Origin of the sequence: Burkholderia sp. CpTa8-5 (assembly GCF_017815045.1) — a bacterium.
GTDB lineage: Bacteria > Pseudomonadota > Gammaproteobacteria > Burkholderiales > Burkholderiaceae > Burkholderia > Burkholderia sola.
This window is the reverse complement of sequence record NZ_JAGIQD010000033.1, coordinates 36,604-50,814: the sequence shown is the minus strand read 5'-3', so window position 1 is coordinate 50,814 and position 14,211 is coordinate 36,604. Positions and strand designations below refer to the sequence as shown.

General features: G+C 68.4%; 13 protein-coding genes. 10 read left to right on the top strand and 3 right to left on the bottom strand.

Features of this window, described 5'->3' with window-relative positions; genetic code table 11:
* Nucleotides 1-177: 177 nt before the first annotated feature.
* Nucleotides 178-1,101 (top strand): recombination-associated protein RdgC, encoded by a 924-nt coding sequence (locus J8I35_RS30705; RefSeq protein WP_124639837.1) that lies wholly within the window; start codon nt 178-180, stop codon nt 1,099-1,101.
* Between the two features lie 125 nt (nt 1,102-1,226).
* Here J8I35_RS30705 and J8I35_RS30700 read toward each other — a convergent pair whose 3' ends face one another.
* A complete protein-coding gene (locus tag J8I35_RS30700) occupies nt 1,227-1,562 on the bottom strand; it encodes a hypothetical protein (protein ID WP_209928676.1) in 336 nt (111 codons plus the stop codon).
* Between the two features lie 11 nt (nt 1,563-1,573).
* Here J8I35_RS30700 and J8I35_RS30695 point away from each other — a divergent pair, with 11 nt between their 5' ends.
* From J8I35_RS30695 to J8I35_RS30670, 6 genes are all read left to right on the top strand, one after another.
* Complete coding sequence (locus J8I35_RS30695) at nt 1,574-2,134, top strand: GNAT family N-acetyltransferase (protein WP_209928674.1); 561 nt, start codon at nt 1,574-1,576, stop codon at nt 2,132-2,134.
* A 57-nt stretch (nt 2,135-2,191) separates the two neighbouring features.
* The gene (locus J8I35_RS30690) at nt 2,192-3,142 is read left to right on the top strand and encodes an ABC transporter substrate-binding protein (RefSeq protein ID WP_209928672.1); all 951 of its coding nucleotides are present in this window, start codon (nt 2,192-2,194) and stop codon (nt 3,140-3,142) included.
* Nucleotides 3,143-3,188: 46 nt separating this feature from the next.
* On the top strand, nt 3,189-4,238 hold the full coding sequence (locus J8I35_RS30685) for an LLM class flavin-dependent oxidoreductase (protein WP_124557143.1): 1,050 nt from the start codon (nt 3,189-3,191) through the stop codon (nt 4,236-4,238).
* Nucleotides 4,239-4,248: 10 nt separating this feature from the next.
* Entirely contained in the window at nt 4,249-5,601 is a 1,353-nt protein-coding gene (locus tag J8I35_RS30680; RefSeq protein WP_089489386.1) for an LLM class flavin-dependent oxidoreductase, read from the top strand.
* Nucleotides 5,602-5,669: 68 nt separating this feature from the next.
* Nucleotides 5,670-7,469, top strand: coding sequence for an amino acid ABC transporter permease/ATP-binding protein (locus tag J8I35_RS30675; protein ID WP_209928669.1), 1,800 nt, complete (start codon nt 5,670-5,672; stop codon nt 7,467-7,469).
* Between the two features lie 34 nt (nt 7,470-7,503).
* Nucleotides 7,504-8,436, top strand: a complete 933-nt coding sequence (locus tag J8I35_RS30670; protein ID WP_209928667.1) for an ABC transporter substrate-binding protein — start codon at nt 7,504-7,506, stop codon at nt 8,434-8,436.
* A gap of 71 nt (nt 8,437-8,507) precedes the next feature.
* On the opposite strand, the gene J8I35_RS30665 is transcribed toward J8I35_RS30670, so the two are convergent.
* Complete coding sequence (locus J8I35_RS30665) at nt 8,508-9,602, bottom strand: LLM class flavin-dependent oxidoreductase (RefSeq protein ID WP_124593380.1); 1,095 nt, start codon at nt 9,600-9,602, stop codon at nt 8,508-8,510.
* Between the two features lie 70 nt (nt 9,603-9,672).
* The gene (locus tag J8I35_RS30660) at nt 9,673-10,632 is read right to left on the bottom strand and encodes an ABC transporter substrate-binding protein (RefSeq protein WP_050014082.1); all 960 of its coding nucleotides are present in this window, start codon (nt 10,630-10,632) and stop codon (nt 9,673-9,675) included.
* Nucleotides 10,633-10,938: 306 nt separating this feature from the next.
* Between J8I35_RS30660 and J8I35_RS30655 the strand changes: the two genes are divergently transcribed.
* The 3 genes from J8I35_RS30655 (at nt 10,939) to J8I35_RS30645 (ending at nt 14,185) form a co-directional block, all read left to right on the top strand.
* Nucleotides 10,939-11,856 (top strand): alpha/beta hydrolase, encoded by a 918-nt coding sequence (locus J8I35_RS30655; RefSeq protein WP_209928665.1) that lies wholly within the window; start codon nt 10,939-10,941, stop codon nt 11,854-11,856.
* Nucleotides 11,853-12,284 carry a MarR family transcriptional regulator gene (locus tag J8I35_RS30650; protein ID WP_089436502.1) on the top strand — a complete coding sequence of 144 codons (432 nt, stop codon included), beginning with the start codon at nt 11,853-11,855 and terminating at the stop codon, nt 12,282-12,284. The genes J8I35_RS30655 and J8I35_RS30650 overlap by 4 nt, the downstream gene beginning before the upstream one ends.
* Nucleotides 12,285-12,739: 455 nt before the next feature.
* Complete coding sequence (locus J8I35_RS30645; RefSeq protein WP_209928663.1) at nt 12,740-14,185, top strand: exo-alpha-sialidase; 1,446 nt, start codon at nt 12,740-12,742, stop codon at nt 14,183-14,185.
* Nucleotides 14,186-14,211 lie beyond the last annotated feature (26 nt).

The following is a 14,211-nucleotide window of genomic DNA, read 5'->3' as shown; positions in this document are numbered from 1 at the left end:
TCAATCTTGATGCAACCGTCGATTGTCTCTTTTTCGATAGCGGACAGTCATCTCGACATTTCCGGAGGAACGTGCGGGTTTAGCTCGATGAGTTCTCGGGCTAACGAGGCATCAAATGTCCGCAACTGGCCGCTACTCGCCTCGTCAGCTAGAATGACGCGCTTTGCCCGTACGCCTATGTGGTTCAAGAACCTTCAGCTTCACCGTCTTCCCGCACCCTGGGCCGTTACCGCCGACCAGATGGAAAAATGGCTGGCGCCCCACGCGTTCCAGCCGGGCAGCAGCGTCGAAATGCAGCGCGCCGGATGGGCGTCGCCGCGTGACGACGGCGCGCTCGTGTATTCGAACAACCGGCAGATGCTGCTGCTGTTTCGTGCCGAAAAGAAGCTGCTGCCGGCGTCGGTCGTCAATCAGGTGACCAAAGCGCGTGCGCTCGAAATCGAGGAGCAGCAGGGCTTCAAGGTCGGCCGCAAGCAAATGCGCGAACTCAAGGAACAGGTGACCGACGAACTGCTGCCGCGCGCGTTCAGCATTCGCCGCGATACCCGCGTGTGGATCGACACGGCGAACGGCTGGCTCGTCATCGATGCAGCTGCGCAGGCGCTTGCCGACGACGTTCGCAGCCTGCTCGTCAAATCGATCGACCAACTGCCGCTCGCCGGCGTTCAGGTGGCGCGCTCGCCGGTCGCCGCGATGACGGACTGGCTGCTGTCCGGCGACGCGCCGGGCGGATTCACCGTGGACCAGGACGCCGAGTTGCGTTCGACCGGTGAAGGCGGCGCCACGGTGCGATACGTGGGCCACGCGCTGGAAGCGAACGACATGCGCCGGCACATCGAAGCCGGCAAACAGTGCATGCGCCTCGCGATGACCTGGGATGACCGGATCTCGTTCGTGCTGACACCGTCGCTGACGATCAAGCGCGTCACGCCGCTCGACGTGATCAAGGAGGCGGCGGACCCGACCGCGCAGAATGACGATGAACGCTTCGATTCGGACTTCACGCTGATGACGGGTGAGTTGGCGCGGATGCTGACCAGTCTTGTCGAGATCCTGGGGGGCGATCGGCAGGACGCGATTCCTCAGGCGGCGGCAGCCTGAACGCCGCCGTCGTCGTCGATCGTCGCCCCGCGCTGACCCGACAATTCGGGGAGAACCCGTCGCCACGCTGGCGGCGGGCCTCGGCCGAGCGCTCGCGATCCTGACGAGCCAGCCTCGAATCGGCCTCACCAGTCGGCCGTCGAAACGACGACACCGCGCCAATCCTCGGCGATCATCCACGTCTTACACACCTCGAACGGGCATGGCCGCCACCCCGCCCGTTCGCCCCACCCCACTTCTCCTGCAAGCCTTCTTCCACCCTCCTCGAAATCCTTATCGAAATTGCTTCGTTCGTCTTTGCCGGCCGCGCCGCTAACGTGTTCAAAACGGCGGCGGCGCGCCCGATGCATCGCACGAAGCACGACAGCCGCCGCCATCACGACAACTGCGTCGCGATAACGGAACGGACCGGACGGGCCGCGTACCCGCACCCCGCCAGGAACGTCCGCATCGCGCGCCATTCGCGATGCCCATGGCCACGAACGACCGCATCATCGACACGACGCCGCTCGACGTCCGCGCGCAGCCGCTGATCGACGCACTGATCGACGAGTATTCGACCCGTTACGACGCATACCGCCCCGACAGCCGCGCGTCGGCCCGCGACGAACTCGCGCGCTACCCGGCCGAACTGTTCGCGCCGCCCGAAGGCGCGTTCGTGCTGTTGCTGCGCGACGGCGAGACGATCGGCGGCGGCGCGTTCAAGCGCTACGACGCGCAGACCGCCGAACTGAAACGCATCTGGACGCGCATCGACCTGCGCCGCCAGGGCGTCGCGCGGCGCATCGTCGAAGCGCTCGAACTGCGCGCCGCACAGCAGGGTTATCGCCGTCTCTACCTGACGACCGGCTTTCGCCAGCCCGAAGCGTGGGCGCTGTACGACCGCACCGGCTACACCCGGCTGTTCGATGCGTCGATCGATCCCGAAGCGTATTTCCACCTGCGTTTCGGCAAGGATCTCGTCGATCCGTCGCGCACGTCGACGCTGGCCGACCTGTGGGCGCCCGTGCCCGAAGCGGCACTGCCGCGCTGATCGCACGGCACCCGTTCCGCTTTCAACGATTCCCCGCTTCCACGACAGGACGTTTTCATGCATCGAGCCGTACCGCTTTCATCCCGTGCCGTGCGCACGCTGGCCGCCGCGCTGATCGGCCTGAGCGCCTTCGCCGCGATGGCCGCGGCCGCCGCGACCTTCGACCTGAGCCCCGAGCAGCGCGGCCGCCCGCGTGGCGCGGCCGATGCGGCGGTCGAGCGCGCGGTACCCGCGTCGTTCAAGTTCGCCGAGCCCGGCACGCTGACGATCGGCATCGCGCCGAGCCTGCCGCCGATCAGTTCGTATGCGACCGACGCACGCACGGTGATCGGCTTCGATGCCGACGTCGGCCAGCTCGTGGCCGACAGCCTCGGCCGCAAGCTGAAGATCGTCGCGCTCGCGTGGGCCGACTGGCCGCTCGCGCTCGAATCCGGGAAAGTCGACGCGGTGATCTCGAACGTGACCGTCACCGAGGAACGCAAGCAGAAGTTCGATTTCTCGACCTACCGCAAGGATCAGGTCGGCTTCTACGTGCGCAACGACAGCAAGATCCAGTCGATCCGCGAGCCGAAGGACGTCGCGGGGCTGCGCGTCGTGACCGACGCCGGCACCAACCAGGAAAAGATCCTGCTCGCGTGGGACCGCGACAACGTCGCGCACGGGCTGAAACCCGTGCAGATCCAGTACTACGACGACCAGGCGATGCGCATCGTCGCCGTGCAGTCGGGCCGGGCCGACGTGGTGTTCAGCGTGAACTCGGTGCTCGCGTATCAAAGCGCGCAGCAAGGCAAGACGCGGCTCGTCGGCGCGATCAGCGGCGGCTGGCCGCGCACGGCCGACATCGCGATCGCGACGCGTCGCGGCAGCGGCCTCGCCGATCCGCTGACCGTCGCGCTGAACGGGCTGATCAAGAATGGCCGCTATCAGCAGGTGCTCGACCGCTGGAACCTCGCGTCCGAAGCGATCGACCAGTCGCGCACGAATCCGCCCGGGCTGCCGAAAAGCTGAGCGCCCGCAACCGTCCATCCACGCTCACGCAGGAACGCCGCTCACCATGTCTTATTCGCTTTCGTTGCTGGACAAGAGTCCGATCGCCGACGGCGCGAACGCCGCCGATGCGCTGCGCTTCACCACGACGCTCGCGCAACGCGCCGAACAGCTCGGCTACGAACGCTTCTGGGTCGCCGAGCATCACGGCACGCCGGGGTTCGCGAGCTCGGCGCCGGAGATCGTCGTCGCGCACCTGCTCGCGCACACGTCGCGCATCCGCATCGGCTCGGGCGGCGTGATGCTGCAGCACTACAGCCCGTTCAAGGTCGCCGAGACGTTCAAGCTGCTGGCCGCGCTCGCGCCGGGCCGCGTCGATCTCGGCATCGGCAAGGCGCCCGGGGGGCTGCCGCTGACCACGCGCGCGCTGCAGTGGTTCCACGACAAGACGCGCAAGCCCGATTTCGCGGGGCAGCTCGCGGAACTCGACGCGTTTCTCGGCTGGGGCGTGGCAGAAGATCATCCGCTCGCTGGCGCGGTCGCGATGCCGGTGCCGCCGCAGTTGCCCGAACGCATCCTGCTCGGCGGCTCGCCGGATAGCGGCGCGCTCGCCGCGCGCAACGGCTGGCGCTTCTGCTACGCGGGCCATTTCAACGGCGACGACGCGAATCTCGAACGCTCGCTCGACGCGTACCGCAGCGCGGGCGGCGAGAAGCCGCTCGTCGCGCTGTACGCGGTCGCCGCGCCGACGCGCGACGAGGCCGAGCGGCTGATCGGGCCGCTGAAGATCTTCAAGCTGCAGTTCGCGGGCGGCCAGAGCTTCAATCTCGGCAGCGCGCAGGCCGCCGCGGAATTCGCGCGGCAAAGCGGCGCGTCCGACTACCGGATCGACGAGTTGCGCCCGACGGTGCTGGCCGATACGCCCGAGCGCGTGCATCGTGCGCTCGACGCACTGAGCCGGCGGCTCGACGTCGACGCGTTCGTGATCGATTCGCCGGTATCCGACTATGCGGCGCGTCTCGCGTCGGCCGAATGGCTCGGCGGCGCGCTGTCCACCACGCCGTTGCAGGCGGCCTTCGCGGCCGACCGCTCCCTCTCCCCTGACCAGAACGCGTGACGCTCTCATCATGACGACCCGACGATCGATCCCTTTCGGCCTGATGCTGCAAGGCGCAGGCAGCCACATGAATGCGTGGCGGCATCCGAGCAATCCGCCCGACGCAAGCATCAACCTCGACTTCGCGATCGGCGTCGCGCGCAAGGCGGAAGCCGCCGGCGTCGCGTTCGCGTTCGTCGCGGACGGCCTCTACATCAACGAGAAATCGATCCCGCACTTCCTGAACCGCTTCGAGCCGCTGACCGTGCTGTCGGCGCTCGCGGTCGCGACGAAGAAGATCGGGCTCGCGGGCACGATTTCGACGTCGTACAGCGAACCGTTCACGGTCGCGCGCCAGCTCGCGTCGCTCGACGCGATCAGCGGCGGGCGCGCGGGCTGGAACGTCGTGACGACGCCGCTCGAAGGCACTGCGAAGAATTACGGCAAGGCGCACCCGGATCACGAACTGCGCTACGAGATCGCCGACGAATATCTCGACGTCGTGCAGGGTCTGTGGGACAGCTGGGACGACGATGCATTCGTGCGCGATCGCGCGACCGGCCGCTTCTTCGACCGCGACAAGCTGCATACGCTCGATCACCACGGCCGCTTCTTCCAGGTCGCGGGCCCGCTGAACATCCAGCGCTCGCCGCAGGGGCAGCCGGTGATCTTCCAGGCCGGCTCGTCCGATACCGGCATCGGCCTCGCGGGCAAATACGCGGATGCCGTGTTCACGCATTCGCCGTCGATCGACGAAACGGCCGCGTTCACGCGGCGCGTGAAACAGAGCGCCATCGAGCACGGGCGGCAGGCCGGCGACGTGAAGATCTTCCCGGGCGTCGGGCCGATCGTCGGCCGCACGGCCGCCGAAGCGGAGGACAAGTACCAGGCGATCCGCGACCTGCTGACCATCGACGAAGCGCTCGCGTACCTCGGCCGCTATTTCGATCACCACGATTTCACGCAGTACGCGCTCGACGCGCCGTTCCCGGAACTCGGCGAGCTCGGCCGCAACAGCTTCCGCTCGACCACCGACCGCATCAAGGCCGATGCGAAACAGAAAGGCCTGACGCTGCGCGAGACGGCGCTCGCGGTCGCGACGCCGCGCCCGAACTTCATCGGCACGGCCGAGCACGTCGCCGACGAACTGATCCGCTGGCACGACGCGGGCGCCGGCGACGGCTTCATCCTCGGTTTTCCGGTGCAGGCGCAGGGCGTCGACGATTTCATCGAGCTCGTGATTCCGGTGCTCGAGGCGCGCGGCCGCTACAGCCGCGACCTGCCCGGCGCCACGCTGCGCGACCACCTCGGTCTGCCGCGCAAGGCGAGCCGCTACGCGACGCCTGGCGCCGCACAGGAAGCGGCCGCCGAAGCGCACGCTTGACGCCGCCGCGCCGCCCGTGCGCGGCGCGGCGCATCTGCCCGATCGATCGATTCGAGGATTCCCACGACATGAGCGACACGACCCACCTCGGCGGCGCGCTGCCGCCGCTCTCTTCCCCCGGCACACGCGAGCCCGGCACGCATGTGCGGATCGTGCCCGCGCGCCACCGGTCGCGCACGGCCGGCACCGTGCTCGCGCTCGTGCTGATCGCGATCACGCTGCATTCGATCCTCGGCAATCCGCAATGGGGCTGGCCTGTGTTCGCCGAATGGTTCCTGTCGCCGCCCGTGCTGTCGGGGCTCGCGCGCACGCTGGTGCTGACGCTGCTCGGCGCGGTGTTCGGCTTCGTGCTCGGCGCGTTCGTCGCGCTGGCCCGGCTGTCGCGTTCGCGCCTGCTGTCCGCCAGCGCCTGGACCTTCGTGTGGCTGTTCCGCTCGATTCCGCTGATCGTGCTGCTGCTGATCCTGAACAACCTCGGCTACCTGTACGAGCATGTGCGGCTCGGCGTGCCGTTCACCGACATCGTGTGGTTCGACACGCCGACCACCGATCTGATCAGCCCGTTCCTCGCGGCCGTGCTCGGCCTCACGCTGAACCACGCGGCGTTTTCCGCGGAAGTGATCCGCGGCGGCATTCTCGCGGTCGACCAGGGGCAGCTCGAAGCCGCCGCCGCGCTCGGGCTGCCGCGCGGCCGGCAGACGTCGCGGATCGTGCTGCCGCAGGCGATGCGCGCGATCCTGCCGACTGCGTTCAACGATCTGATCTCGCTCGCGAAAGGCACGTCGATGGTGTACGTGCTCGCGATGCCGGAGCTGTTCTACACGGTGCAGGTGATCTACCGCCGCAACCTCGAAGTGATTCCGCTGCTGATGGTCGCGACCGTCTGGTACCTGATCATCCTGACCGCGCTGTCCGCGATCCAGGTGCAGGTCGAGCGGCACTATGCGCGCGGCGCGCTGCGCAATCCGCCGCCGTCCGTGGTCACGTTCGCGCTCGCGCGGATCGGCGGGCTGTGGCGGCGTGTCGCGTCGCGTCGTGCGGTATCGAGCGCGCAGGCACGCAGCGATGCCGGCACGCGCGCCGATACCGCGGCGGCCGTGTCGCGCACCGGCGGCGAAGTGGCCGTGCATGGCGTGTCGAAGCAGTTCGGCATGCAGCGCGTGCTCGACAACGTATCGTTCGTCGCGCCGCGCGGCAGCGTGACCGTGATCGTCGGGCCGTCGGGCTCCGGCAAGTCGACGCTGCTGCGCACGATCAACCATCTCGAACGCGTCGACGACGGTTTCATCGACATCGACGGCAAACTGATCGGCTATCGCCGCGACGGCGACGTGCTGCACGAATTGAACGAACGCGACGTACTGAAGCGGCGCACGGCCGTCGGCATGGTGTTTCAGAACTTCAACCTGTTCCCGCACCTGACGGTGCTCGAGAACCTGGTCGAAGCGCCGGTCGCCGTCGCGGGCGTGACGCACGACGCAGCCGAGCACACGGCGCGCACGCTGCTCGCGCGGGTCGGCCTCGCGGATAAGGCCGATGCGTACCCGCGCCAGTTGTCCGGCGGCCAGCAGCAACGCGTCGCGATCGCGCGGGCGCTCGCGTTGCGACCGAAGGTGCTGCTGTTCGACGAACCGACGTCGGCGCTCGATCCCGAACTCGTCAACGAAGTGCTCGACGTGATCAAGGAACTCGCGCGCTCGGGCACGACGCTCGTGATCGTCACGCACGAGATCGGCTTCGCACGCGAAGTCGCGGACAACGTGCTGTTCATGGAACGCGGGCGCATCGTCGAGGCCGGGCCGCCCGCCGTCGTGCTCGACGCGCCGTCGCATTCGCGCACCCGTGCGTTCCTGTCGCGGGTGCTGTGATGCGCGCCGCTTCCCACCTGCGAGGTGCCGCGCGATGACCGATCGACGCCGATTCATCACGGCCGCGCTGGTCGCGGCATCGGGCCTGCCGTGGCATGCGGCGCGCGCGGCGGCCGCTACCGCCGATCTTGACCCGCGCCAGGCCGGCCGCCCACGCGCCGGCGCGGACGACGCGGCCATCCGCGCGGCAAGCGGCTATCGCTGGGTACGCGACGATGCGCTCACAGTCGCGATCTCGCCGCACGCGCCGCCCGTGTCGACCTATGCGACCGACGCGCGCACCGTGGTCGGCGCCGATCCCGACTATGCGCAGCTCGTCGCCGACGCGCTCGGCCGCACGCTCGTGCTGCTGCCGATCGCGTGGGCCGACTGGCCGCTCGGGCTGACGTCCGGCAAGTACGACGCGGTGATCTCGAACGTCGGCGTGACGGAGAAGCGCAAGGAGAAATACGATTTCACGACCTACCGGCTCGGGCTGCACGGCTTCTACGTGCGCACCGCCAGCCCGATCGCGAAGATCGCGGAGCCGAAGGACGTCGCGGGTTTGAGGATCATCACCGGCGCCGGCACGAGCCAGGAGCGCATCCTGCTCGAATGGAGCAAGCGCAACGTCGCGCAGGGGCTGAAGCCGGCCGAGCTGCTCTATTTCGACGACGATGTGACCGCGCGCGTCGCGCTGCTGTCGGGACGCGCGGATGCGGAGCTGAACCCGAACGCGTCGCTCGCGTACGAGGCCGCGCGCAGCGGCAAAATTCGCCGTGTCGGCGTCGTCAATGCCGGCTGGCCGGCGAATGCGGATGTGGCGATCGCGACGCGTCGCGGCAGCGGGCTCGCGCCCGCGCTGACGCTCGCGACCAATGCGCTGATCGGCAACGGCCGCTACGGACAGGCGCTCGCGCGCTGGGGGTTGCAGAGCGAGGCGATCGCGCGGGCGGAGACCAATCCGCCGGGTTTGCCGTCGTTTTGAGCGTTCAATGCACTCGCCCCGGCATGCCGTGACGGCGATGCCGGGGCGCGTCGACTGACTGGGCCGTTCGCCTACGCCGTCACCGCGTCCCGATACCGGTCCAGTTCCGCGACATGCGCATGAATCGCCGGAATCAGCTCGCGCCCGTAAGCCAGCGCATCGTCGAGCGGATCGAAACCGCGAATCAGGAACGTCGATACGCCGAGCCGGTAATACGCGCCCAGCGCCCGCGCGACCTGCTCGGGCGTGCCGACCAGCGCGGTCGAATTCCAGCGCGCGCCGGTCAGGTTCGCGACGCCCATCCACAGCCGCTCGTCGACCACGTCGCCCTGCGCGGCGGCCGCCATCAGCCGCTGCGAGCCCGCATTCTGCGGCGCGTGACCCGCGATCGGCTGGCCGTTCGCGATCCGCGCCGCGCGCACGCGCTCGCGGATCGCCTCGGCCTTTTCCCACGCGGCCGCCTCGGTATCGGCGACGATCGGCCGAAACGACACGCTGATGCGCGGCGCCCGCCCGAACGGCGCGGCAGCGGCTCGCACGCGCGCGATCTGCTCGCGCACCGCGTCGAGCGGCTCGCCCCACGTCATGTAGACGTCCGCATGCTCACCGGCGACCGCGAGCGCGGCCGGCGACGAGCCGCCGAAGTAGATCGGCACGTGCGGCCGCTGCGCGCCCTTCACGACCGGCGACGCGCCGCGCAGCCGATAGAACGCGCCGTCGTGATCGACCGGCGCATCGGCCCGCCAGATCCGTTTCAGCACGTCGAGATATTCGCCGGTGCGGCGATAGCGCGCATCGTGCGGCACGAAATCGCCGTCGCGCTGCAGATCCGCATCGTCGCCGCCGGACACCACGTTCAGCGCGAGCCTGCCACCGCTGAACACGTCGAGCGTCGCGATCTGCCGCGCGGCGGCCGACGGCACGATCACGCCCGGCCGGTGCGCGAGCAGCAGCCGGATGCGTTCGGTCGCGGCGGCCGCGAACGACGCGACGATGAAGCCGTCCGCCGCGTTGCTGAAATGGCCGACCAGGATCTGGTCGAAGCCGGCCGCCTCGTGCGCCTGCGCGAAGCGGCGCACGTAGTCGGGCTGGACGGCCGCGCCGCCCGGTACGTCGACCTCCGCGCCGGGTGTCGCGGTGATCATGCCGATGATGTCGACTGGCATGTCGGGGTGTCCTTGGGCATGTCGATCGGGAATCGCGGAAATCGCGGGAATCGTGAAGCGGGCCGCACGGTCACTGCGCGGCTGCCGTCTTCTGCGCGAACGCACCCGCATACGAGCGGTCGAGCAGCTTCGACGTGTCGTACGCGGCCGGAATCACGCCGGACTTGTGCAGGAAGTCGGCCGTGTTCTGCGCATCCTTCGCGGCCGTTTCGTCGACCGGGCCGACGCGCTGTTTGGCATTGTTGAGCCAGCGATACGCGACGTCGGGTTCGAGATTCGCGCGTTTCGCCCACAGGTCCGCGTACTCGCGCGGATGACTGTCGACCCACTGGCGCGCGGCCACCACGCGCCGCAGGAAATCGGTGATCTCGGCGCGCTTGCCCGACGCGGCCTGCTCGTTCGCGGCGACGAAGCTCAGCGCGGGCATCAGCCCCTGCGCGGTCGTCACGGGCCGCGCGCCCTGCCGCAACGCGAGCGTGCTGACGAACGGTTCCCACAGCGATACCGCATCGACCGAACCGTTCGCGAGCGCGTTGGTCGCGTCGATCGGCATCAGGTACGCGTACTTCACCGAATCGGCGCGCAGGCCCGCATGTTCGAGCGCGCGCAGCACGAGCTGCTGGCTCCAGGCGCCGCGCCATACCGCGATGGTCTTGCCCTGCAGGTCGGCCACGGTGCGCACCGGCGAGTTCTTCGGCACGAGGATCGCGACGCCGTCGAGGCTCTGCCGCGACACCGCGACGACCTTGACCGGCGCGCCGCGCGCGGCCAGCGTGAGCAGCGCGGAATCGCCAAGGAAGCCGATGTCGATCGCGTTGCCGTTCAGGCTTTCGGCCACCGGCGCGGCGGCCTGGAAGTGCTTCCACTCGATCGTGTAAGGCAGGTCCTTCAGCACGCCGGACGCTTCCATCGACGCCTGGATGTTGAAGTAGTTCTGTTCACCGACGCGCAGCGTGACGGTGTCTTTGGCGATGCCCGGCTGCGCGGCGAGCGCCAGCAAGAGCGCCGTGACGATTCGGCTCAACAACATGATCTCCCGGAAGGTTGGCGGGCAGCCGCGCGACCGCGGCGCCCTTTTGTCCGTTTCGTCCGCCGTGCGAAACCGCCGGCGAGACGGATGGAACCGGTGAAGATACGTCGATCCACTTCATGACACAAACGCAATATTCTTCTATGTAAAGATGCGAATGTTTTATGAAGCATTCGTCCATGAGCGGGGCTCGCCGCCGGCCGCCGCTTCGTGAATTTCGAACGATTCCTCGATATATATTTCGAACACGAAATAAATCCTGAACTATATTTCGCATACGAAATAACTGCCCGATCGAGGATGGCCATGACCTCCCAACCCATCGAGTTTTCCGCGGCCGACGGCTATGTGCTGCACGGCACGCTGTGGTCGCCGGACGCGACGCCGCGCGCGCTGGTCCTGATCCATCCGGCAACGGCCGTGCCCGAGCGGCTGTATGCGGGCTTCGCACGCTTCCTGACCGAGCGCGGTTTCGCGGCGCTGACCTACGACTATCGCGGCATCGGCGCATCGCGGCCCGCGCGCCTGGGCGCGCTGCGGGCCCGCATGCGCGACTGGATGGAGCTGGACGTGGGGGCCGCGACCGCATGGGCCCGGCACGCCTACGAAGGGCTGCCGCTGCTGGCGGTCGGCCATAGCGTCGGCGGACATGCGATCGGGCTGTCCGGTGCGACGACGCACCTGCGCGCGGCCGTGCTGGTCGCCGCGCATGCGGGCAGCACGCGGCTGATCGCGCAGGCGGCCGAACGCGTGAAGGTCCGGCTCATCCTGCGCGTGCTCGGCCCGCTGATGTCCGCGCTGCTCGGCTACGTGCCCGGCAAGCGGCTCGGGCTCGGCGAGGATCTACCGGCCGGCGTGTTCCGCGAATGGAGCCGCTGGACGACGCTGCCGCACTACTTCTTCGACGATCCGACGCTTGGCGCGGCCGAGCGCTTCTCGAAGCAGCAGTTGCCGATCCTCGCGCTCGGCTTCGACGACGATCCGTGGGCGAACCCGGCCGCGATCGGCCTGCTGGTAAGCTATCTGGCCCGCGCGAAGGTCGAACGCCGCCAGATCGATCCGCGCGCGGCGGGCAGCGGCCCGGTCGGGCACATGGGCTTCTTTCGCAGCCGGCCCGGCGCCGTGCTGTGGCCCGACGTCGCCGACTGGCTCGCGCAGGCAATCGACACGCCGCGCAGCGCGAGCCGTCCGTCCCTTTCCATTGCAGCCGGGAACCCAGCTTGAGCGAAGACCGACGACTGTTTTTCATGTTGAACATCGGCCAGCGGCGCGTGCAGCGCTGGATCGACCGCAAGGCCGAAACCGACACGCGCGCGAGCGCCGCGCAGGCCGGCGCGCTGTTCTGCCTCGCGAAGCAGGACGGCGCACTGATCGGCGAAGTCGGCGCCGCGCTGCAGCTCGCGCCGTCCGCGATGACGGGGCTCGCCGACCGGATGGCGAAGGCCGGCCTCATCACGCGTCACGCCGATTCGGACGACGGCCGCGCAACGCGGCTCTATCTGACCGACGCAGGCCACGCGGCGCTCAAGCGTGCGCGCGTGCTGCTGCGCGAACTCAACGGCAAGCTGTGCGACGGGTTTTCCGACGACGAACTCGACGTCGTCGCGCGCTGGCTGCACGCGTTGCAGGAACGGTTTCCGGCAGAGCGCTGAGCAGCGCATCGCGCGCTGGCGACCGGCTCGCGCCGGCATCCATCGCAAGCGATTGCGATTCGCGTTTTCGATTCGATTTTCATGCCGCCGCAACGGCAAATCTTGCATGCCGGCCACCCGCTTCCGGCAACGCTTTCCGGCTACGTCCTGTTACAAAAAACCGCCTGTCGCGCGACATTCGAATCGCCTACATTGCAATCCACTTCGACACATTCGTCGCATGCCCTGACTGGCGTTCCCGTCGGGTCGACATCGCAGACACACCCGACAAGCATTGAAAACGAAGAGGAGTCTTAACCGAAGCGCTGGCGGCATCCAGCGCACGCGGATTGCGATGACTGAAGCGGCACGCTGAACCGGACGTCACGACGTGCGCGGCACGATCGGCCGCGCTTCGGTTCGCATTGCCTCGTCGTGCCCCGCCATCGCCCCCGCACCTCACCGAGGAGTCGTCCATGCGACGCATGATCGTGTCCCATCCGCTTGTCACCCGCCTGTCCGCCGCGATGGCGCTGGCCGCCGCTGCCGCCGCGCACGCCGACCCCGTCGTCGTGTCCGGCCCGAGCCCGTTCGCCGCGTGCACCATCGGCGGCCCGGGCACCAACTACGTGAATGCAGAAGTCGAACCGTGGCTCGCGGTCAACCCGGCGAACCCGAACAACATGATCGGCGTGTGGCAGCAGGACCGCTGGTCGAACGGCGGCGCCCACGGGCTCGTCGCCGGCTACACGTTCGATGCGGGCGCAACGTGGGCGCGCACGCCGCAGCCGTTCAGCGCCTGCGCGCCGGGCGGGCTCAAGTACGAGCGCGCGTCCGATCCGTGGGTCTCGTTCGGGCCGGAAGGCACCGCGTATTCGGTATCGATCTCGTTCAACCAGTCGAACAATGCCAACGCGGTCGGCGCGTCGGTGTCGACCGACGGCGGCCAGACATGGAGCAGCCCGGCCGTGCTGATCGCAAACGACGAACCGACGACGCAGTTCTTCAACGACAAGGAATCGGTGACCGCCAACCCGGTGAAGGCCGGCACCGCGTATGCGGTATGGGACCGCCTCGAGCTGCCGAACGGCAATCCGTACGCGAACCTGCACACGGCGGCGTACCGCGGGCCGACGCTGTTCTCGAAGACGACCGACGGCGGCAAGACGTGGAGCGCCGCGAAGGTCATCGTCGACGTGCCGTCGCGCCAGCAGACGATCGGCAACCAGATCGTCGTCGATCCGAAGAGCGGCACGCTCTACGATTTCTTCGACCTGATCCAGCCGCCGTTCAACAAGGCGGCCGGCAAGGTCGCGTTCGTCAAGTCGACCGACGACGGCGCGACGTGGACCAAGCCGCGGATCATCGCGGGGCTGCAGACGGTCGGCGTCACGGATCCGAACACCGGCGAACCCGTGCGCACCGGCGACATCATTCCGGAGCCGGCGATCGACCCGGCATCGGGCCAGCTCTACGTCGCGTGGCAGGACAGCCGCTTCAACGGCGGCACGTACGACGAGATCGCGCTATCGACCTCGAAGGACGGCGGCGCGACCTGGAGCGCGCCGCAACAGGTGAACACGCCGACCGGGCGCCCCGCGTTCAATCCGTCGGTGCGCGTCGACAACACGGGGGCGGTGATGGTCACGTACTACGACTTCCGCGACCTGCAGGCCGGCAACACGACGACGCTGCCGACCGGCTTCTGGCGCAAGATCTCGCACGACGCCGGCGCCACGTTCGCCGACGAGCGGCGCGTCGGCGGCCCGTTCGACATGAAGCTCGCGCCCAACGCCGAAGGGTTCTTCATCGGCGACTATCAGGGGCTCGACGTTCGCCCGTCGTCGTCGTTCCATCCGTTCTTCGTCCAGACCAACGCAGGCAACCTGACGAACCGCACCGACGTATTCTTCGCGCCGTGATGCGAGGATGACCGTCACGCCGCCGC